Here is a 22,671-nt window from a genome sequence, read left to right on the forward strand (position 1 = left end):
ATTTTATTGCTATTCCTTTTTGAATAATTGATCGCATAGAGTATTTAACTGTTGGGGAGATAAACTTATCTCCTTGTAAATCTCTGTGAGTTGTTGGGCGTTTAATTTATCCATGTCTTCTTCTCTGACAATCGGGAATATGCCACCCATTTCTGCAACAGCCGGACTTATTAATAGCCCTTTTTCATTTGGGGTATAATAGCAAACGGGACGATGTTTTGAGCGTAGGAAAATGATGCAATTCCATACTTCTACTTCGTCACCTCCGAAATGGCTGATTTTATCAAGGCCATACCAGGTTATCATGTTGATTAAAGGTTCTTTATCCGAATAAATGGCGGAAAGATTTTTGTAGACCTTTTCAAATTGTTGCATTAATTCAACTTTCAGGCTTGATGTAATACCTATGCAAGTTGTAAATAAATCGTCTACATAAGTTGTTACGCAGTTTCCATTTTCTAATATATCCGTCAAGAAATTCAGCTCAAAAGGATTAGTCAGTTCTTCTTCTTTTCCTGCTGCCTGGAAATGCATGTGGTCAGGGGCGGAAGCACCGCACTCCGGTCCGTTATAGAGTATATAGAACTCGTCCAGATTTTCAGCTAAGTGAAGCATATCTTCAAAACGTCCTTTCATGCTTTGTGGAGTATGTTCCTTGTCGATGATTGTCAAGTGACGCTGAAAAATGGGGTAAGGATTGAGGCATACCTCATAATGTCCGAATGGTAGATATGTTTGCTCTGCGGGGCGGTTTTTCCCGCATAAGAAACAAGGTCTTTCTTGGATAGAATGACTATCTGTTTTTGCCATGGTCGAGAGGATGCGTTGAGGATTTGGGAAAATTATAACTTTCATCTCTCTGTCTTCTTTCTTCAGCTTCAATACTTTTTTCTTTTCCAGATTTTCTTCCAACGCTTCATAGTTCCTTTTCGCAAGTTCCCAGTTTTCTTTTTGGTTTTCTATCATTTCTTCTACAAGTTCCTGAAACTCTTGATCGATAGTATGCATCTGGATTCTGCTCTTAATTTCCCATGTGCGGATTCGGTCTTTGTAGAAGTTGTTCCGATTGATCTTTTCTGTGCTTAATGCGGCGTCGGAGTTACCTTCCCAACGGCGACAGAGGTATATTACATCATAGATACGTCCGATCTTATATTCCCGTGAGATTCGTAATCCTATGGCATAATCTTCTCCATAGCTGGTATTCGGCAATTTGATATCACGAAGAATAGGAGTGTAGAAAGCTCGTGGAGCACCCAAACCATTGATACGTAGAGCGTTGTTCTTTCCATTTTCCGGTGTCCACTCTTTGTGATCAATAATACCGGGGGCTATTTCGTTTAGCTGGAAGTCGGTCATTAGATAAGTGCCTATTACCATTGCGCAACTTTCCTTATAAAAAGTATCTACGACTTTCTGTAAAGTGGATTCGTCTTTGTATAAATCGTCACTGTCTAACTGTATGGCGAACTTTCCACATTTTTCGTGATGTATACCTTTGTTCCAACAACCTCCTATGCCTAAATCATTCTCTTGGGGAATGATATGGATCAATTTCTTATCGGTACTTAGTTCCTGGAGTATTTCCGTCGTTCCATCGGTGGAATGATTGTCGATAACAATAATGTTAAAAGGAAAAGTGGTCCGCTGGTTTAAAGCCGAGTTGACAGCATCACGGATGGTATGAGCACGATTGCGCACAGGGATGATGACAGATGCCTCGAATTCAAAGTTTTCGCTGTGAAGATTTACAGGCCGTGAAGAAGTAGGCATGAAATAAGCATCAATACATTTCAGGTATTCGGTGCAGGCAGCTTCCATTTCAATTTGTACTTCCCGATTTTTGGGGTTTACATAGTCGAATTGTTTCTCTCCGCTTTTCCTGGTATCTGTTTCAATTTCGGTGTATAGATATTCATTGATGTGCACAATTGAATATTTGTAAGAAATGAATAGACGCATAGCATATAGTCCTGCGTATTCGTACTCTTCACGCAAAGCATTTGCTATTTTAGTGAAGGCAGAAGAACTGAATAGAAGCATAGAGCCGAAGTCGAAATCATCCCGGACGCTTCCTAATTGGTAGTCAATGACAGGTGCTTGTTTAAGTTCTCCGTTAATCAGCTGATAGTGGTCGGCATAAACTATTCCATTCTTTTTATCGTTCTCCATGATTTGCACCATGCGTTCCAAGGCATACAGTCCCAGTTTTAATGGAGTTTGTTTCAAGTAGAACAGAGTATATTCCGAATTGGCATTGGCTGCAATTGTTTTCATTGTGTCTGTGGAATAGAACCCTTTAACAGAGAGATATTCACACCCCGGAAGAGCTTTCTTGCCGGGCGCCGAACCTAATAAATAGATTTTATTTACTAGCTCTGACGCTTGTAGTTCTTTCACTGTCTGCATGATATCTTCCGGGGTGCCGAAAGGTATGAAGCAATTAATTTTCTTCTTCATCTTGATTTTAATATTAAAGAACTGTCGTATTGTCCATAGTTGATTTCTTTCGAATGAGGAAGCAAAGTCCGATGAAAGTAAATGCAGCGTTAAATAATAGCAGCTCGTAACTAATTTGGTAACCGTTGAACCATGCTTCCGAATTTCTTTGCAGGATATAGCAAAGAATAGGAGAAGCGATAGCTACCAACGGAATATATTTATCATAAACTTGTTTCTTGGTGAAGATGCCGAAAGCGAACAACCCTAAGATAGGACCATACGTATAACTGGCCAATGTGTAAATCGCATCAATCACACTGGTGTTGTTCAGCAAATTGAATACGAAAATGACTGCCCCCATCACAATTGCCATACCGATATGTACATGTTTGCGTATCTTGCTAAGTGTCGCATCTCCTTTTTTCTGTGCATGTAAAATATCTACAGTAAAAGAAGTGGTCAGTGCCGTCAAGGCAGAACCCGCTGCAGAATAGGCGGAGGCTATCAGTCCGATAATGAATAATATTCCGACTATGCCGGGAAAATAATTTCCGGTAGCGATCATCGGAAACAACTCATCGCTTTTTCCCGGATTCTCAATGCCTTGCTGTGCTGTAAACGTATATAGGAGTACTCCCAGCATCAGAAAAAGCAGAATGACAAAGAACTGTGAGATTCCACTGGTAATCATATTCTTCTGTGAGTCCCGGAAGTTCTTGCAGCTAAGATTGCGCTGCATCATATCCTGGTCGAGTCCGTTCATGGCAATAACGGTGAATACACCTGCCAGGAATTGCTTGAAGAAGTATCGTTTGTCATTGACATCGTCAAAAAAGAATGTCTTGGAAAAGTCACTGTCTGAAATCGTACTAATCAAACCACTGAAATTCAGATGCAGACTGGAAGCAATATAATAGATGCAAAGTACAACCGACACTACCAGGCAGAATGTTTTTAGAACATCCGTCCATATCAATGATTTCACTCCACCGCGGAAAGTGTAAAGCCATACGATAAATACCGTAAGGATCACGTTCAACAGGAATGGAAGATGAAAAGGAGCAAAGATAAGAAACTGCAATGTCAGACATACGAGAAAGAGCCGGACAGCTGCCCCTAACATCTTTGAAATAAAAAAGAACCATGCCCCCGTCTGGTAGGAGGAGCTTCCGAACCTGTTCTCCAGATATTCATAAATGGAAACCAGGTTCATACGATAAAAGAGAGGAACGAGTACAAACGCAATGATAATTTGTCCTACTATGAATCCCAGCACCATCTGCAGATAAGAAAAGCTGCTTGCCTGTACCATGCCCGGAACGGAAACGAAAGTGACTCCGGAAATGGTGGAACCGATCATGGCAAAGGCAACGATATACCAGGCTGATTTACGGTTTCCTACAAAGAATCCTTCATTGTCGGCTTTGTGTCCTGCTATATAAGAGATAGTGAACAGGATGATAAAGTATGCCACAATAGTAATAGATATAACGGCTGGACTCATATCTGCTGTTTAAATTCATTTGAGGATGAAATATCCCAATCTGTTCATAGTACTTGTTATTGTATGTCCTAAATAAAACGTGGTAAAGATAGTTGTTTTCAATGATACAATCTAATAAACAGATGTGATAAATGAAGGTATATTTCATCCTGCCGGAAGTTCTATAACATCCGTAAATCAAGATTCGTCGGTGGAGATAGCCACAGACTGGATTCTTAGTGGTTTGAAAGATAGGTTTTTACTGTCGTTTTTATGCTGTATTGAGGTTCTTTAATATCTGCTCTTGTTGTACGTGAATTGTAGTTCTCATAGATTTGTATATCTATATCATACATATAATTCCGATACGGTACCGGCAGGTCGACCGAAAACTCTTGCTTCACGGAAGAGTTGTTTATCCGGGTATATACATAAATCTGCGGAGCCTTTTCCGCTTCATACATATAAACAGTATTCATATACTTTCCGCTTCCATCCGGTTCGAGGGCCAGGGGACTGGCAATGTTAAAATAGTCAGAGTCCTGAATACCGCCTCTTAAACCGTCAACGATATGGGTGTAACTTGCCTCATTGGCAATGACAAATGTATTATCTGTGCTCAAAACCGGATTTTCCGGAAATGTAAGTGTGATCTTGTACTTGGCGCAAGTACGTTCCGCATTCACAATCGCCGAAGAGTTTGTATTGGTAAAGTCAAAGTTCAGTAATTTTCCATACATACAAAAGCCCTCATTCGGGTCTAGCACATGGTTTTTATCCACAGCAGGAGTATTTAGTTTCTTAATGTCGTCCATTGTCTCGACCGCAGATAAATTTGTACTCCCATAATTAGTTATCAGATAAATATCCTTCTTCCCGAGTTCGGATTCCTGAAGGGGGAGAGTAACCAGTTTATATTTATCCATATCCATTGAACCAATATTGATATATTTGTAAACAATCTTGGTAGAGGAAGGCTCGGTGAGAAATAAGGCAATTGTTTTAATTGTCTGTTCGCTCTCAAGATTGTCTTCGTCTACCATGGTTGCACTTCTAAAAAGGTTCTGCCGGATCTTAATGTACGCAGTTTTATTTATATCCGGTTCGGGCATATGATCGTCACTGCAACTCACATTACACAGCCATATCATCGAGATTATAAAAATCAGTCTATACATACTTCTTTTCTCCTATTCAACAGTTCTTACACAACGGGTCGTAGCATGGAAATCATACCGTTGGAAGTTTCCGTATAATACTTTATACCAATTAGCACGCTTGGACAAATCGACGTATCCGCTGGAATACCAGAATGCCTTTACTTGAATAGCCGCTTCGTTGTAAATCCAGGAATCACCGGCAGACGTGCCGGGAGGAGCTGGAAACGGCCATCCTTCAAGATAATCATCTACTCTTTCTTTGATATCTCCGGGGGTGTAATAGGTGTCTACCACTCCCAATTTCTTGTCACTGATATTGTCTTCCCAGTTATTCTCATTTTTCAATACGGTTGCCGACAAGTCCACTCCTGTCAGTTTTTCCAGCAGGGATTGGGCGGCTCGCCTGAAATGCAGGGAATAATAAGGGACAGGTGCCTGCGGGTGATCCATATTATAAGTATGAGCATCCCAAGTATTTGACATCCATATGGTATACGTCTGGTCAAGCAGTGCCATATAAGACATTAACTCACAGGAATTAATCATGCGCCACCCTTTGCCATATTTTTTCTCACAATAGTAAGGTGGATTCCCTTCCTTGATGCCCGGTAGGCCGGTTGCAGGATCATAATAAATAATTTCATCCCCATAAGCTCCTTGCAACCCTTGCGGCAAAACTTCATCTCTTGCCATCAACTCAATTTTACCGCAATCGGTAGGCATAACGATACTTGAATCTGTGGGGAATACCGGAGGAATCACAATCTGCTCATTTCCCTGAAATATATACGTATATGTGTCTTTTTTCCAAGGTTCCACCTCAATCAGTGTTTCTACCCCTCCTTCAGAATTGATATATGCATTTATGATATAATGATAATTACGAATCACGCTGTTGTCCGACAAAGCCGGAACAGAACGTCTTTGGGCTGTAATACCCGTTTTTTCGCTATCACTTTGCATTGCGAATCCTTTATTGTTGATATATAATTCTGTATACTCTGTCCCGCTTTCGGGCAGGAGCAATTCGGGAATATAGAATACGACGGCTCCTATGCTGTCATTCAGGAAATCAAGTTCCGAAAGAGATGCTTCCGGTGAAGAACTTTTGCCTCCTGCATAATAATTGTCATAAGGAGGTACGGACAAATTGGAAGCAACATTCTTCAGTTGAACAGAAGTCACGGCACGATCCGGAAGGGTACTGCCCGGCACTTTCTTGCGGAAAATGACTTCCACTTTCGCCATCGCCCTTATTAGTTCCACCTTGCTTGTGGGTAGGGGCAATGATATGGGAGCTTGCTCCGTACCGCCCTTGACTACAGTTATATTTTCATAAATGGCCGACATCAGAAAACGTCCTTCCGGAGTACTTCCGTCAGGTTGGAATCCGGCATTATAGATCATACCGTTAAATCTTGCATCAGTAGCTAAATCCGATTTGTTGGTTATATCAAGTAAAGCCGGAACAAAATCTCCCGAATATACTGATTCATTGGCTATGAAATAGAAATCGTACGTCCCCGGTTTGATAGTGACCGGACGACTCTTTGCCTTAAAGCCATCAGGGAAGTAGAGTTGCTGGTTGAAAACGACAGAGCCGCTGCCGGATTCGAAGACAATCATCCGGAGCTCATCGACACGATCCTCCCAGAAATATGTGTCATCATTAATGCTGGATGCTGAAGTACGGACTGACAATGCTATATGAGCATACTCATCCGTTCCACCCTCAATACGTTTTTCATCCGAGCAACCATTCATTGCCATCAGGATGAAAAACAAAACAGCCGGACAATATATATATAGTATGTTATTTCTTATCAACTTCATCATTCTCATGTATTAATAGCCGGAAATCATATCTCTGTATCATAACTGTGCACCAGCCAATTATTCACCCATATCTCCTGAATGGTATAAGTCCCACACTCACATTGGTCTTGTGTCGTGAACCTAATGATAAAATCATGGTCACAGTCTAAATTCACTTCAGGATTTTTCAACAAGAGAGTTCCCAACAAGCTACCTCTATAAAGTTCTTTTCCGCTGATTTTATGCCTGATTACTATCGTATTATTATGCCCTGTTTCAAGCTTCAGAAGAGAAAACCTCTCGTTCAGCCGCCCGTTATTAATTGAGATCATAGGGTTGAATCTTACGATTTCATCTTCGGCGATACTTCCGTCCAGTTGCATGGAACCATTGTCCGATTCAATATAAACTTCATATTCCTCTTCATTCCTGTTAAGTCCTTCTATAGTAACAGTAAGCCGGTTTGTAATCTCCTGAAGGTTGACTGAGGCTCTTTCCGAGCGGGAGATTGCGCCATCCATATAGACAGCACGGCTTTCACCGGCATAAACCTGTATTCCTTCTATTGATACGGCTATATTCTGCAAACGTTTCAGGTGGAATAACCAGTCTTTTTTCGTGGTTTGCCCTAATTGTGGCTGGTTGAGGTCAAAATATCCTGTATAAATCCCTGACCATGCCATGACAGTGTAAATACCTTTTTCGGTAACGGTTATTTCCTCTGTATATCCTTTTCCTAGTGTCACATTATCCTTATGGACATATGCTACCAGTATATCGTTCTTGTCAAATACACATAATGTTATATCTTTGATTCCTGTCGGATAAACCGTATCAGTCTCACAAGGAGACATGGAATATAGAGATACTATGAGCGTCGGAGAATAATAGCAATCGGTATCATCCCTAATACATCCGGAAAGAAAAAGTGAATAGAAGATTATGCTTATCGACAAAACTGATTGAAAACATAATTTCATAAAATTAATTTTAGTAACGATTAATATGCTTGTACTATTCCGGATCGGGTTATCCATCTGTGTCCGGAATAGTATAATATATTAAAATTCAATGTCATAAGAATGTGTAGTCCACTGCAGAACATTGACCTCAACAGACATATTGGTTTGTTCGGGAGTCAGAGGGTCAACAGGATCAATGGGTATTTCCGGTTCCTCAGGACCCGGTTTCGGATCAGGATTCTGCGGATTTGCAGTATTGGGGTCTTCCGGAAATAATGGGTTCCAGTTGTAACTAAGTCTTTTGAAGCCTGTGATATTGACATGATAAATGTTATTTCTCAGGACGGGAGAATTCAACGGTTTCACCAAGTCATCAGGATTCAGCCAGGCATAGTTAATCATATTGCCACCGACATAAGTGGCTACTTTCTGGTTAGGGAAAGCTGCGAGTGCAGCTTGTTTGGAAGAATAGATTTTTCCGTCAGTCTGACCTACATAGAAGGTCCCTCCTGTCAAGCTTCCGCCATCAGCTATAGCGTTTGCTTCTGGAGTAAACTTGGCTCTGACCAAGATGTAGGCAGTATTCCCTTTTCTATACTGTGTGCTTTCCAAATTCCCTTCTGTATGGGTGTTTTCAAACAGAAACTGACCTTTCAGGGCTTTGTAACCGTCTGCGTCAACCGGTTTCTGAGGAATAGCATTCTTTACGGACAGGTTGGAATAGTCATAATAAGTGTCAGCTTGACCTGCATATTCACCCAATGCTGGTACGTATTCGCTTCCATAGGATACATAGTTAGGTTGACTGAGCCAGTAAATCTTGTTGGTACCTTGGGCTACAGAGAAGTTTACATCGGAGACTGAACCTATTTTTTCTCCATTTTCATCGATAAGATCTGCTGAGGCTGTAGTAGTCACAATGACTCTCGATGCCATACGGTCTACACTTACTGCTATCTTATTGCTGCCCTTTGCTACATCCTGTATGGGGACATCAGGTTGTATGTACACATTTGCTGATTTCCCCGTCATCGTAATCAGGTCATACTCTTTTCCATTGGCAGTTACTACCTGAGCCAGATTATCCGTTGCTATAAGATCATGCTCGGTCGTTATGACAGTTCCCAGCGGGTTCGGATTATTTATGACTATATAGATAGTCTTGTATCCGGAAGTGGTTCTGAACGGTTGGCTCGGAGACACTACCGTTCCTGTATGTGAAATATCCAATCCGGTGAAACGTTTGGCCTCGACAGTCCCGTCTGCCGATTGCATATATACATCGAGTGTTTGCAAGCTGTCTAGCCCTTCATAAGTCCCGTCATTATTATAATCACCGGGAAGTGCCCTGCTCGTTGTTCTTCCGGGAAGACTGACCGACAAGTTTACGTATGTAGGTTTTCCTTCTTGTTGTTTTTCTGTTTCTGAGACGTTGTCATCGCTGCAAGCAATGGAACAGAGTCCCATTACAAGGGTTGATAAAAATATTTTGATATTCATAATACCTAATTTTTAAAATAAAATAATAAAGCACCCTTTACTTAATTAAGAATTTAGTAATAAAATGCCTGTGTTTTGTTTCTCTCATAAATTATTGGCTACATGTAGTAATAGTGATTATCATCAATAACAGTTTTGATTAAAAGAAAGTTTTCCATTTTCATATATATATCTGAAGCTAAATCTTCATTTAAGGTGGAAACAAATCCCCCAACGTCAGATTTATCAGTAGAAAAATCACGAAACAGTGACTTTAAATTCTAAATTTGATAAAACTTACTCTTATAAATTTCTTATTCCGGGTGTACCTCCTGTGACGTGTTTCGATGAATGCCAATTCTTATTGAGGGAGGTCAACTCCGGGGATTTCTTTTCGAGTGAAACTCCGGTTGGCTTTTCTGATGTATGCATCTCATCTCTAAAACAACAAGTGTCAAAAGTATGTCCTGCTGCTGTCTCTTTACTACTTGAAAGTGCCAGATAACCTCCATCATTGCTTAAAGCAGGGAAGTTCGGTATTATAATCAGAGTTTCTCCTCCGACTTTATGTTTTTGAACTACCTTGTTGAAGTATTTTGTGAAACAAAGATATCCTTTGGATGGAATGCTAAGAGGGCTGGAAGTATTCTCATTTTGAAGGGTAGTAGTACTGTATATTGTACCATCTTTATACATTTTATATAGATAGAGGAATGGTACGCTGATTGTTGTTTCGGTCGGATTATAGATTTCTATATATTCTGCGCCATCAGCAGCATTGTCATACATTATTTCATTGAAAAGAAGCATGCCTCTCACATTTTCCGGTAATTCGGGTGTGTCCGGATTATCCGGTATGTCTGTTCCCGGTTCTTCAGTCGTTCCGTCGGGCGTGGTGGTCGTTTCTACGTCATTAGATAGCTGTATGTGATGAAATGTAAATCCTTTACAACGGGTTTTGGTGTAGATGCAGTATATACCGCAGCAGAGCGAAGTCGGTATATCTATATTTTTCACTTGCTTCTCTTTTACATATTCATTCTCTGATTCGAGACGTGTCCAAAAGGTCCAGTAACCGTTATTGTCACATTCTACTTTGATAGATAACTTCGGTGAGTTATTGCCTTTCATTAGTTCTCTGCCTGAAGCCAGTAGTTTGGAACCGTCTTCATTTTGACGGTAAAGAGCTACATTATCTTTGGAGCCTCCTATCTGAATATAATAGCCGTTTAGTTTACCGGAAAGTACATTGGAGGATGAGGTTAGATAAAACCGTGCATAATTGTTGGCGGAAGGATTGAATGTGAGGTGAACTCCAAATTCCCAACGGGTATTCTTCACCGAAGTGGACGGTATGGTGACATAAGCCGCTCCGGCATCTTCTTGTGGATCATTCAGATGAATTCCTTCTTTAGAATTGATGGTGAACTTATCTGTTTCTCCTTCCCAGGGAAGTTCGGAAGTAGCCGTATCTTCTCCTTCTACATCTCCTTTTTCTTCGTCATCAGCAGGAAGTGAACAATGATAGAATAACATCATGAAGAGGCTTAGGAAAACAAATACTTTATAAACTTTCATACGGTTTTGATTTTGAGCTTTTATTTTACCGTATTTGTTTGTGTATAATGCAGAAGCAATTGCGGCTTGAATATTTGAATGAGTGAGCAAAGATAAACCTTCTTGCCGGAAAAAGACCATACTTACAGAAGAAAAGATTGTAATTCTTTTTGTTTTCTATAAATACATGGACAGAAAACAGCGAAGGACTATCTGAAGTCCTATTTAATAGATTGGCTTTTGATAGTCCTTTACAACTGTTACATTTAATATTGGAATATTATTCGAAACGTGGCATTACATATTTATCTGTATAAGATGTGAAAGTAATACCGGGCATGGAATGAGTGGACGATTCGTTCTCTAATTTTTTTATCAATGAATAATCGTCGGCATTCAATGCGTAATAATTATCAGAGGTCGGGGTAGTCACACGTACCGTCCAATCGAACATATTACCGATGATGGTTAGTGCATCCGTTTCGGGATTGAATACAGGAATTCCTGTTTTTACCACTTCGTATGTCCGGTTTTGCAGTACATAGAAAGCATTGTTGACATCGGTCATGAAAGCAAGTGTCTTCTTGTTTCTGAACTCTGTCAGATACAGATGTTCCAGTGTCAGTCCTTCGGGCAAGGTGATGGCACGAACATACGGACGTCCTTTCACCTGTTTCAGATGAAACAAACGGCGGTCGGCATCCAATAGAAGATAACCTTCGTCATACTCCTTTTTCACTGTTGGATTTCCTACGATTTCCGTTGCCGGAAAGTGGAAATCCTTTTTAGTCATAGCTTCGGTAAACTGAAGACTCTTGTCTTCCTTCACGCTGTTGGAGGCCATGTCGATAAATTCGATTCCTTTGGAGGTGATGCGGAATACGTCATCCGGCATTTTCAGGTCTACACGTCCCGACATGGATTCCATCAGAGGATAAAGTCCGATAGAAGGCGCATTGATATCCGAAGGAACACTACGGAAGTTGAAGTTCTCCGTCTGTACCATTTTAGGAGTTACTGCTATCCCTTTAATGGTATCCGGGAAACGCTCATCAGACATCAACTGACGAAAATAAAACATAGGCAGGATACTGTCGAAAGCTGCTTCCGAATAAATATTACCAGCCAGGTCGCGACGTACACTTCCTTTTCCCTCTTCCTGTCCCATCTGTGCGAAATCGCCAATTACGAAACTGTACAGGGTAAAGGGAGTCTTCTCCGGCTTTACGACAAAGAAATTGTAACACCAGGGCAACTGCCAAAGAAGCAGAAAAGCGATGGTTACATATAATAATATAGTACTGAAACGTCTCATTACTCAATCTTTTAATTTTTAGTCTTTAATTTTTAATTGTTCCTAGTCCTGCTTTCCGGCCTTGAATCGTACGATAGAAAGCCACGAGAAAGAAGCTGTCAACAAAGTATAAACCACTAAATAAGGGAGGAACTTGTTATATGCTTCCGGTGTGGGCGACAGAAAGAAGATTCGGAGTAATAATACTGCGATAATGAGATTCAGAATACGACGTTTCCATGCCGGTTCGAGGCAGATCCATGCCACAAGCAGATAACCGGAAATCCCGGCAAGATACCACGTTAAAGCGGTGAGCAATATGTGGTTCTTCAGTTCATGGGCAAGTATTCCATTCAGGTATACTTCCATCAACAGAAAATTGGAAGCGAAGCAGACAAGTAGCAACACTAATCCCGAAAGTAGCATATTACCTGTCATCTTCAACTCCGGATAAGGCAGATGGAGAGTCAGTTTCAGGCATTTGCGCTGCATTTCGGGAACAAACTGAACAATAGCCATCAAAATTCCCGCAATCAGAGGGATATATTGTAACATATCAATGAAGATGACATCTCGTTGCAGCATCACTTCCCACACATGAGCAGCCCCTTTCATTTCTACCACCCGGTTGATGCGGAGCATACAGTAGCCTGTAAAACCAAGTGTGGCGAGCACGGCAAGTAGAAAATACCACCGTGTCTTTATCCATTCTTTATAAAATATAGCGTACATTGTTTTTATCAATTATCAACGATTCTAGTATTTGCCTGTCAGGCCGATAAATGCATCTTCCAGATTCACCTGTTCACTATGAAAATTAGTGTAGGGCACTGACATGGATTTCAGTTTGGCTTCTGTTTCTGCCGGTTGAAGGAAGGAGAAAGTCTCCAACTGGTTCCGCATGACAGAAGGATGATAGAAATCATCGGATGCAGGAAGTTCGTAGCCCTCGGGAATAGTGAAGGTGTAGCGACGTCCTTTTTCCAGTAGTTCGGCGATTGGTTTCTGAATCAGTATCTTTCCGTAGTCCATGATGATGCAGTCGTCAACAAGCCGTTCCATGTCCTGAATGATATGCGAGGTCAGGAAGACTGTTTTTCCTTCTGAACGGGCATAGTCGCGGAGATAATCGACAAACAGGCGACGATAGCCGGGATCGAGTCCGAGAGAGAAATCATCCAGTACGAGAAGTTCCGGGTTCTGTGCGAGAATCAGTCCGAGGGCTACTTGTGAACGTTGTCCGCAGGACATACGCGAGATACGTTGTCCGGTGGCTACTTTCAATTTATTCATCAGTTCGTAGTAGGCTTCCTTTTTCCATTGACCGGGGTAGAAAGCTGCATAGAATTTCTCTATCTCGGTGATGGTCATGAATTGGTATTGCACATGACCTTCGATGAGCAGTCCGATATTGCGACGCAGAGCCGGTGCCATTGTCTGTATCTCCTGTCCGAAGATGCGACATTCTCCCGAACGAGGCTTCAGGTAACCGCTCAAGATATTGATAGTGGTGGTCTTGCCCGTACCGTTCTTTCCCAACAGTCCCAGGATGCGCCCTTTGGGTACTGTGAAACTAAGATTTTCGTAAATCAGCCGTTTGCCATAATAGTGCGTCAGGTTGTTACATTCGATAATATGTTCCATTTGATTTTATCTGTTATTCTATTCAAAAGAAGAAAAGGAAAAGAATGGGAATCAAGATTCCGACAATTAGTTCGATTCCTCCTCTGCCGATAATGCCCTTATTTCCTTTCAGCATGATGATGCCGGAAAGAGTAATGATAATAAGAGCGATAGCGAAAATATCAGCAAAGTAAGTCCACCATTGTCCCGGGTTGTAATGTAAGCGGGACATTGCTCCGATAAGCGGACGACGGGTGACGGATTCATATACCGCTTCCCCTGTTTTCACATTTACGAGGAGGTTGGATCCGCCTTTCAGGAATACTTTCATTACGTCCGTTTTCGGGAAGTAATGCTTGGTATAGTTGCCGCTTTCTCCCAACGGTTCCAAGAGGGTGAGTACTTCTTCCTTGTTCATTCCTGCTTTATCCGGTAGCTTTTCTGCTATCTTATACTCTTTCCGTGTGATGGAGAAGTTCGGGTTAATCGTGTCACGGTGATTCATTACAATTCCGGAAATGGCATATATCAATACCATTCCGGAAAAGAAAAATGATAAGTCACGGTGTATGAGTCGACTCCACTTACGGATGTTACTACTCCACTTCATACGAGTTAGCTTCCATGAAATAGAAAGATAAATACTCTTTTCCCGTCTCTGCTTTGCGGTCGGCTATTTTTGCACGGAAATCTGCAATGCGGGCTTCGGGGCTGTTGGCTGTTTCGCCACGTGCTTTCTTTTCAGAGTCGCATCCGGCTTCACCGGTTCCGTGTTTCTCGGCAGCCTGTGCTTTGAGTTGTGCTTCCCAGTTCTGGAGGTAGGCTTCGTCAATGCGTTGTTCTTTCAGTGTTCCGGTAACACGAACGATGGAGTTTACACATTTAGGGTCGAATGCTCCCAAGGTTCCTGCTTCTACACGGATCACTTGGGTGTCGTCGCTACCCATCAGGAAGATTTTCTTTGCTCCATGTTTGCAGGTGTGTGTGCAGACGCCTTCAATGGTCACTTCTTGTCCTGCAAGGCTTTCGGCATTGGCAAGGAGAGAGTCGATTTCCAAAGCGGAAGAAGCAGACTGTTCTGTAGTCGCTTCTGATGCGCTTTTTTGTTGTTTGTTACCACATGAAGTTCCGATAAAAGTCATTGCCACGATGGCAATTGCGATTGTTAGCTTTTTTGTTTTCATTGTTCTTGCTTCGTTTTTATATAGTTTGTAATCTGTTTATCGTTTGTTTATAGCTTATCATAGTTCGCCTTACGGGCGAGGAGTCTTAACCTTACTTGGGACTTTGAGTTTCATGCCGGGAAACTGTTGTTTCCTCACCGAGAAACTATTGTTTCCCCCTAGGGGAACTAAAGGTTTCCCGGTGTGAAACAAATGTTAGCCCTTTAGTTGCCGGCTTGATCCCTTACACAACGGAGTTGCATACCGGACTTGGTGCTGATATAACCTAACGTTAATCTGCCTTCCAAATATTTGGAAGTAAACGTACTCATTAATGCAAAAAATTGTATGTTGGTAAGTTCGTTGTTAGCATTAAGTATTGCTTTATATGGAGTTGAAGTCATATAATAATTCAATGCTGGTTTTCCAATCCACTCGGTTATTGTACTAGTAGTGCTGGATATTACAGTTTTCTGGTAACTTGGAGTAGATGCGAAATTTGCCACCATACGCACTCCTGAAAATTGGTAATTGAATCCTGCATTATGAAGTGACAGTACTTTAGCTCCATCATAGATTGCATCATAAAAGAGAGCTTTATCACCATCTGCTGGAGTATTTCCATCTTCATCATTGTTGCTTTTGCCAACAAGATTAAAATATTCCATTTGCGTCGGTATGTGCCACCCTTTCGGACAGATACCTTGTGCGCCTTCAAAGTCTTTCAGATTATTTTCAGTAATTTCCTTACCACCTAGCGCAGCTTGCAAATCATAAAGATAGCCTAATTCTTTTATAGCACTTTCGTCTGTTGTGGCTACGGCTACATTGTTAACAATCTCATATGGATACCAAATATGTGAATCAGCTGTCGGATCAGTAGAGGGTGTATATCCTTTAGGTAAATAGCAAAGTGGTTCAGCCATCCATGTCGTACCGTTTGAGAGAGTTACAGTCTTATATTTCACATTGTCATACAGGAAATAGTTCTGATCGAGATGCTCCTCGAAAGAAATCTCATTATCAGCTCCGATTTCGCCCTCATCTGTCCAATTTTCAATGTCACCACTAAGTTTGACTTCTATATCGTCAGGTAACACGCGAATGTTCACACTGTATTGTCCTCCTTGTGCCAAAGTGGTAGATGTGAGCTTCTGTGATAAGGTCTTGCCGTCGGATGTTGCTACTTCAAGCGTCAAGGCTACTGTTTGGGGAACGATAATAGCACGGTATGTCTCATTCGCTTTAACGGCTTGTGCAACAATGCTTGTAGCAGAGGCGTTTGCATCAGCAGTCACTGTGAGAGCAGCCAAATCAAGAGTCGCGGTCGGGATAGAACCTTTCAATGCGATGGACGAGATGTTAGCTTCTACTTCCTTCGTTACATTAATCACCAATTTAGTAAACATGTGTTTGAAGTTCATGCTTATAACGTTGGTAGTCGGAAGTACATCCGATTTCTTTGCTGCCATAAAATCTGACGCTCCATATCCACTAGTCTGATCGGTTTCTACAGTAAATGAAACCGGAGTGTTACCCTCTTTGTAAGGATAATAGGCTAGTATTTGCGATTTGTCATTTCCTTCCGGATACCAAAGTAAATCACCTGCAAATACTCCGTCATTGTATGTCATCAGTTTATTTTCCGCATATACGAAGTCACCGTTTTGGGTGATTGTAACACCGATTTTATCTCCGGTCTCAAAGTTAACTTCCGTAGCACGTGTAATAATAGGAGAGATAGTAATACGACTGTTTGCAGGAGTCGTAGCTTCGTTCTCCTCTTGTTGGCAAGATACCAAAAGTGCTGCTGCGAAGATAAATGTCAAACTCTTTTTCATTGCTTAATAATTTAGTTTATATATATATTCATTGTTTTCAAAAAGTATATCCTAATTTGACAGCCTCGTTCCAACGGTTCGAACCATCTATATATTGCAGGTTGAAACCGTGCGTATAACTACCCTGTACTTCCGCATAAATTCCATAGTTGAAATGGTAGCGCAATCCGAGATGAAATGTCGCCTGCGGGGCGGTTGCATATTCATTTTTCAGATGGTAATAATTAGTCAGCCGATAAGGCGGATCACCCGGTTCCGTATCTGTTGCCGTAGTCCTGTTTTTCCCGGTAAAGTTTCCTATGGCAAAGGATGCAGCCGCTTTCAGGTCGAGTTTCCCCAGATGAAATACACTGGAGATATAAGTCCGGCTGCAAAGCATCTTTTCCGAAGTCACATAAGGATACATCTGTGTGGTCAGTCGTCTGAATGTTGATATATTCGTTCCCAAACGAAGTTCCGTGCGGGGACTTATGAATTCATATTCAGGATGGACGGAGAAAATATCCTGCTCAAAAATACGATTGGAACCATGTACGTAAGTGGTCGTTATCCCGTTCACAGTTTCTTTAGTTATCACATTCTCGTTGTTGGCCAGATGTGACCATTGCAGGTTCAGTCGCAGAAAATGCTCTTTCTTTCCCTGTTTGAAATGATAACTCAAATGGGAGGTAATCCGGTGGGTGGGAAATTTAAACCAGATAGCATCTTTTTCACCGGCAGAACCTGAAGAATACGTGTATTCAATATCTCCGTAAATTCCTTTCCATTGAAGTTGCAAGGCTCCCCCGTTCGACAATTCTTTGATGGGAAAACCGTTGACACCCGATTCACTAAGATGGATTCCGCTACCGTCCCATGCCTCGTAAGCTCCATACATAAGTCCTTTATCCAGAAAAGCATTGTAAGAGTTTTCGGCTGTACCGATGACTTCTGCTTTCACTGATTCGCTGTTTTTACCGAGAATATAGGAAAAACCGATTGCCATATCTCCCGAATGATACATGACGCTGGGGGCTACTTTCAAATCCAGTCGGTAATTGGTATGCCGCAAGTCCTTTCGTTTGGAATAGTTGGAAGCGGCAAAGTCAATCTTTCCTCCTAATCGCCAGTTGGGTGCAATATCAGTTGCAATACCACCCATGAAAGCGTAAGTTTGCAAGTCTTTGCGTCCGGGCGTGAACTCCAGGAGATCTACGGGATAAAATCCCGGGTGGATGAACATCGAACCGCTCATATCCTTGCCGGAAGTATGGTCGAAGGAGAACGAACCCGTCAACGAATAACCTTTCAGATGAGTGATGGACTTTGCTACCGCTCCGGTACTCCATGCTTCTTTTGCTTCGTAATAGTTGCGGAAATCACCGTGATTATTCTTTCCGTACAGTTCGGCATAGGAAGCAGAAATACTGTCCGTCATGATACCTGTGACATTTGCCCCGGCATTCCAGGAGTTACGCCGTTCGATGATGTCATAAGTCTGTGCCGAAACTCCGGATGCCAGACATAGGACCCAAAGGCCTGTTATATATATTTTCTTCATCTCACTCATGCAAAGATTGTTTTTCCCGTTCATAAAAATCGGTAGAAGAATTGTTCGTATCTACCAGTACTTCATAACCCGCTTCCTGTGTCGCTTCTTCATCCACATGACGGTATAAACTGCGTCCGTTGTACGTGGCACTTTGAATGACATATCCCGCATCAATGGATGGGGAAATGCGCTTTTTATTGTTGGAGGAACCGCCATAATACACTTCCGTCCCATCAATCACCCAGTCGAGCGGTACCGCTATCACCCGTTCGGTGGTGCTTCCCGGCTTCTGTATGACGCTGCCTTCTTTAAGAACGAAGTCCTGTATCGTGGTATCTTTGGCTTTAAAAATAATCGTGGCCGGAGAAAAGATGGAGAATGTATAAGCGTTCGCCTGTCCTGTTTTCAACACTACGTTTAGGTAATGGTCCGGTGTAATCTGATCGCCGGGAGCCGGATGATATTGCGTGTTCGGGAAATAAACATTGTTGTAACATACAAAATATCCGGGTTTGTTCAGATTAACAGATTGCGGATATTGTGCCGCATGGTCAACTGCTCCGTTGATGGCAATCACCGCATCTTCTCCCGGTTGAAGCGGAAAAGTTTTGCCGGTACCGCCAAACTGCCAGATACACTGTGCGATAGGAGCGAAGTCGGGGAAGATGGTTGCTCCGGTTGCTTCGTCCTGTGTCACCCATACATTGGTGGCTTGTGAATTGTAAGGGTCGAGAGCTCCGAAACACAAGCTATCCAGATATTGCACTTCCGAGTCGTTATTATGCAGGATAATGTACTTGTCGGACTGATAATTTCCTTCCAGCGGTAACTTGGTACATCCTCCGCAGTAAATCTCTTTAATAATGATCGTTCCGGCTCTGGAGTGAATCAGCGGGAGATTAAATGATATATCACTACTGGTCAGTTTTACATTATCAGCTAACCCGTTGAAAATATCCTGCCCGTCTTTGTCACTGATTTGCACACGGTATATACCTTTGGTCAGAGAGAATTGTGCCACTCCATTCTTGTTGGTTTTAGCCTTATAAGAATTTCCACGGTCGACATCTTCAATCTTTACGGTCACTCCTTCCCTGAGATGCTCCGTGTATCCGTCCGGATATACGGCGGTAACCTGCAGGTTGTGCAATTGGTTGTCATACGGATTCTCTTTATCGATATCCGTGCATCCTGCAAAGATGCCGGTCACTGTCAGTAATAATATGTAGATGGATTGCTTCATATAGTTAGAATTTGATACGGCAAGTAAGTCCATAATAGAAATCCGGGGTGAAAAGAGCGCTTACACCCGTTGCATGAGATTTTACATAAGGCCGTGAGTTGGTGAAATTAATCGCATTGAGAGAAAGAGATACATAGTCTCCAATCTCTTTGGTGATATTGATATTGGCAGAAAAATAAGGATCATATCCGTCTGCAGCAAATGTATAAGCATTGCCCGATTTACGTATCAGGTAGGAGAATTCCGGATTTGCGGCTTCCGCTGACGTGAAAGGATGCATCTCATTATTCAGGTCGAGGTATGCCACCGGCCAGATTGCAGTATAAGAGTCTCCGTCATAGATACTTCCTCCGGTTTGGGTATTGCTGCTTTCGCTCACATTGAAAGCATATTCTTTTCCTTGGTATTCGGAGATATTCTGCGAACGCTTCACAAGCGAAGCTTCCAGTCGGCACGAGATAATCAGTCTGGCTTTCGGAATACGGGTGATGGCTGTGATATTGGCATCCAGCGAGTGGGTACGCTTGCCGTTGGCAGTACTCGATAAGTTGTCGCCGTTGGCGTAGATACCTACATATTGGTAAGAACGATTGGCAAGACTGGTGTGCGACCATCCATTCTGATAATAATACGATAAAGAGTTGTCGATGTATTTCGTATAAGTATAAGCGGCATCTATCCGGAATTGCGTGCGAATCGGAGTAATTTCCGGGAAATCAACGATCATTTCCGCTCCGCGACGAATCACGTCCATTCCATTGTCGGGAGAAGTTGACTTTACAAAAGTCTGGTCGGTCACTTTGACATCCATAGGAGTCCAGTAACTGGATGCATTGTCGCGTATGTAAACCATACCTGTCTGGTTGTCCACATTGATTTGCGGATTAGTAGGCATAGTGAATCCTTCCGGCAATTGGAGAACATCGTAGGAGAACGGAGTATAGGTATTTGTGTATTTATACGGCAACTTGGTACGGTTGAAATAACCGACTAATGAAATTCTGGTACGGGCGATGTTGACGTCCAGACCGATTTCAGCGTTCTGATTCCGTTGCCACCGGAGGTTCTCATTGTGCAATAACGCGTAGGGCTGACTATAATATATATAAGATGATTCAATCTTATTATAGGAAAAGCCGAAGGTCTGTATGTCCCGATATTCCTGTTTGGGATACAAGGTATAAAAAGAGGGAAGCTTTTCGGTAATTCCCCAACCGCCACGGATAGCGATATATTCGTTCAACTGCCATCTGGCATTGAAACGCGGAGATAGAGTATTCAGATTTTTATAGTTCGTTCCCTTGATAAACAAGTGTTCCCAACGTACCCCTGCCATCAGTCTAAGCATGGTATTTCCCACAGGAAATGAGAGACTTTCTTCTGCATAAAGCGAAACATTATGCATATATGGGTAAGTAGTGTAAGGACGGGGACGATAACCGTTCGGAGCCAATGCTGGGTCTTTGTAATATTCTCCTTCACCCACATTGCCTGTTGCTTTCCATTGAATACCCGCTTTCAGGTTACTGTTTACAGTCTTAAAGCGTCTGTTCCATTCATATTTTAACGATGCGGCATAATCCAGTTCTTTGGAGTCGATGATTTGATCGGCAAAGTAAGTATATGGCAGTTTGTTTGCCATAAAATATCCTTCCTCCGTGGCATGAACAGCCGGTTGCTCCGATGCATACGAGTAGAACGTATGCGCGTGGGAGTTGTTATCATTATAATATATCGATGCGTCGAACTTGAGGTTGGTTATCCACGATTTATTGAGCAGCCAAGCGAGTGACGTGTTTGCCCGGAATACGTTGTCTCTCACTTTGTTGTATTCTCCCGAATAGGCATCGGGATCATCTTTGGTATTCATTCCTCCGATATTGCCTGTAACACCGATGTCGAATCTCAATACGTTGTGGAATGTGTTGCTATATCCGGCAGAGAATCCCCTTCTTGTATAAGAAGAATAGGGAGATACCAACTTTTGAGTAGCTTTGGTCCATTCACCGTTTATGTTGATGACTCCTTTATCGTTTCCTAAATCCAATCCTTTAGAGAATGACACCTGTTCGGTGCGAGGATTGATAGACAGCAATATGTTCCAAGGTGTTTTCCCTTTTCGGGTGTGAATTTTGATCATACCACTATTCAAGTCTCCATATTCTGCCGAGGGCACTCCCGTAATGACTTCCACCGATTCAATATCCGCAACAGTAATATTCCGGGTATCCGCTCCGCTCATATTGCCAAACGAACCATTGTTTCCAATACGCACCCCATCCACTTCCACAGCAGTTCCGAATGCGGCATTACCGGCTGTTGACCCTCCGTCACGTAATGAGAAGATATGGTTGGCGGTGAGATCCGGTACTTTGGTCTTTCCTCCCGGAAGAAGAGCGGAGATATCGCTCACATTCGACACCTGTAGATGTTCCAATGCATTATTTCCGATAGTGAGCGTGGTGTTTAATTCATTCTTGGGTGCTTGTGCAGTAACGACCACATCATCCAGTGCAAGTGTATTTTCTTTGAGTATGATAGGAACGTTATTGATATTGCTGCGTACATTTACGGGAATGGTTGCCGGTACATATCCAAGAAAAGAAACCTCCAGATTGTATTTTCCCTCCTGTACTCCATGTATCGTAAATTCTCCTTTCTGATTGGATACAGCCCATAAATAGGTACCTTTAATGAGAATAGAAGCACCGGGTAAAGGGGAATTCGTTTTTGCCTCGGTCACACGTCCCGAGATTGTATAGATGTTTGAATTAGCTGCGGCTTCAAATAAATTGAAAAATAGTAGCCCCCAGAATGCTATATTAAAAAGACAATATTTCATAGATAAGTTTTGCGCAAAATTCGATAAAAACCGAGTTTGTATCAATCGCTATAAATAGTTATTTTGGCAAATTATGATACCTATAACTAGTGACTTCTTACCTACGAATAGGTATTTCCCCTCTAACTATAGCTTAGAGAATAAAAAACCGGCTTGCACTGCGATCACTATCACATTGCAAGCCGGTTGATTTATTGGGCTTATCTATAGCTGTCCGGATATTATTTCCAGTCCGC

Annotated in this window: 16 protein-coding genes; all 16 read right to left on the reverse strand. The window is 42.1% G+C overall.

Annotation, left to right across the window (positions count from 1 at the left end):
* Positions 1 to 9: 9 nt before the first annotated feature.
* The 16 genes from NXV01_RS06965 to NXV01_RS07040 all read right to left on the reverse strand — a co-directional run bounded on the left by NXV01_RS06965 (position 10) and on the right by NXV01_RS07040 (position 22,435).
* The gene (locus tag NXV01_RS06965; RefSeq protein ID WP_259022063.1) at positions 10 to 2,460 is read right to left on the reverse strand and encodes a DUF4922 domain-containing protein; all 2,451 of its coding nucleotides are present in this window, start codon (positions 2,458 to 2,460) and stop codon (positions 10 to 12) included.
* Positions 2,461 to 2,473: 13 nt separating this feature from the next.
* Positions 2,474 to 3,946 carry a sodium:solute symporter gene (locus NXV01_RS06970; protein ID WP_258979332.1) on the reverse strand — a complete coding sequence of 491 codons (1,473 nt, stop codon included), beginning with the start codon at positions 3,944 to 3,946 and terminating at the stop codon, positions 2,474 to 2,476.
* A gap of 215 nt (positions 3,947 to 4,161) precedes the next feature.
* Positions 4,162 to 5,103 carry a hypothetical protein gene (locus tag NXV01_RS06975; RefSeq protein WP_148364016.1) on the reverse strand — a complete coding sequence of 314 codons (942 nt, stop codon included), beginning with the start codon at positions 5,101 to 5,103 and terminating at the stop codon, positions 4,162 to 4,164.
* Positions 5,104 to 5,115: 12 nt separating this feature from the next.
* Positions 5,116 to 6,921: a FimB/Mfa2 family fimbrial subunit gene (locus NXV01_RS06980; protein ID WP_234132565.1), complete on the reverse strand. Its 1,806-nt coding sequence runs from the start codon at positions 6,919 to 6,921 to the stop codon at positions 5,116 to 5,118.
* Between the two features lie 23 nt (positions 6,922 to 6,944).
* The gene (locus tag NXV01_RS06985; RefSeq protein ID WP_409012859.1) at positions 6,945 to 7,937 is read right to left on the reverse strand and encodes a FimB/Mfa2 family fimbrial subunit; all 993 of its coding nucleotides are present in this window, start codon (positions 7,935 to 7,937) and stop codon (positions 6,945 to 6,947) included.
* A 24-nt stretch (positions 7,938 to 7,961) separates the two neighbouring features.
* Positions 7,962 to 9,362: an Mfa1 family fimbria major subunit gene (locus NXV01_RS06990; protein ID WP_148364013.1), complete on the reverse strand. Its 1,401-nt coding sequence runs from the start codon at positions 9,360 to 9,362 to the stop codon at positions 7,962 to 7,964.
* A 282-nt stretch (positions 9,363 to 9,644) separates the two neighbouring features.
* Positions 9,645 to 10,919: a lamin tail domain-containing protein gene (locus tag NXV01_RS06995; protein ID WP_148364244.1), complete on the reverse strand. Its 1,275-nt coding sequence runs from the start codon at positions 10,917 to 10,919 to the stop codon at positions 9,645 to 9,647.
* A gap of 259 nt (positions 10,920 to 11,178) precedes the next feature.
* Positions 11,179 to 12,213: a DUF4857 domain-containing protein gene (locus tag NXV01_RS07000; protein ID WP_217721851.1), complete on the reverse strand. Its 1,035-nt coding sequence runs from the start codon at positions 12,211 to 12,213 to the stop codon at positions 11,179 to 11,181.
* A gap of 42 nt (positions 12,214 to 12,255) precedes the next feature.
* Positions 12,256 to 12,924 (reverse strand): hypothetical protein, encoded by a 669-nt coding sequence (locus NXV01_RS07005; RefSeq protein ID WP_004305102.1) that lies wholly within the window; start codon positions 12,922 to 12,924, stop codon positions 12,256 to 12,258.
* 24 nt (positions 12,925 to 12,948) lie between these two features.
* A complete protein-coding gene (locus NXV01_RS07010; RefSeq protein ID WP_195648820.1) occupies positions 12,949 to 13,836 on the reverse strand; it encodes an ABC transporter ATP-binding protein in 888 nt (295 codons plus the stop codon).
* 22 nt (positions 13,837 to 13,858) lie between these two features.
* On the reverse strand, positions 13,859 to 14,425 hold the full coding sequence (locus NXV01_RS07015; RefSeq protein ID WP_195648819.1) for a PepSY-associated TM helix domain-containing protein: 567 nt from the start codon (positions 14,423 to 14,425) through the stop codon (positions 13,859 to 13,861).
* Positions 14,412 to 14,999, reverse strand: coding sequence for a hypothetical protein (locus NXV01_RS07020; RefSeq protein ID WP_004322225.1), 588 nt, complete (start codon positions 14,997 to 14,999; stop codon positions 14,412 to 14,414). The genes NXV01_RS07015 and NXV01_RS07020 overlap by 14 nt, the downstream gene beginning before the upstream one ends.
* A gap of 203 nt (positions 15,000 to 15,202) precedes the next feature.
* Positions 15,203 to 16,819 (reverse strand): fimbrillin family protein, encoded by a 1,617-nt coding sequence (locus NXV01_RS07025; RefSeq protein WP_259022064.1) that lies wholly within the window; start codon positions 16,817 to 16,819, stop codon positions 15,203 to 15,205.
* A 37-nt stretch (positions 16,820 to 16,856) separates the two neighbouring features.
* Entirely contained in the window at positions 16,857 to 18,368 is a 1,512-nt protein-coding gene (locus tag NXV01_RS07030; protein WP_259022065.1) for a DUF6850 family outer membrane beta-barrel protein, read from the reverse strand.
* A complete protein-coding gene (locus NXV01_RS07035; protein WP_259022066.1) occupies positions 18,361 to 19,593 on the reverse strand; it encodes a DUF4876 domain-containing protein in 1,233 nt (410 codons plus the stop codon). The genes NXV01_RS07030 and NXV01_RS07035 overlap by 8 nt, the downstream gene beginning before the upstream one ends.
* Before the next feature lie 4 nt (positions 19,594 to 19,597).
* Positions 19,598 to 22,435: a TonB-dependent receptor gene (locus tag NXV01_RS07040; protein ID WP_259022067.1), complete on the reverse strand. Its 2,838-nt coding sequence runs from the start codon at positions 22,433 to 22,435 to the stop codon at positions 19,598 to 19,600.
* Positions 22,436 to 22,671: the final 236 nt, after the last annotated feature.

Source organism: Bacteroides sp. BFG-606 (assembly GCF_024788145.1).
Lineage (GTDB): Bacteria > Bacteroidota > Bacteroidia > Bacteroidales > Bacteroidaceae > Bacteroides > Bacteroides vicugnae.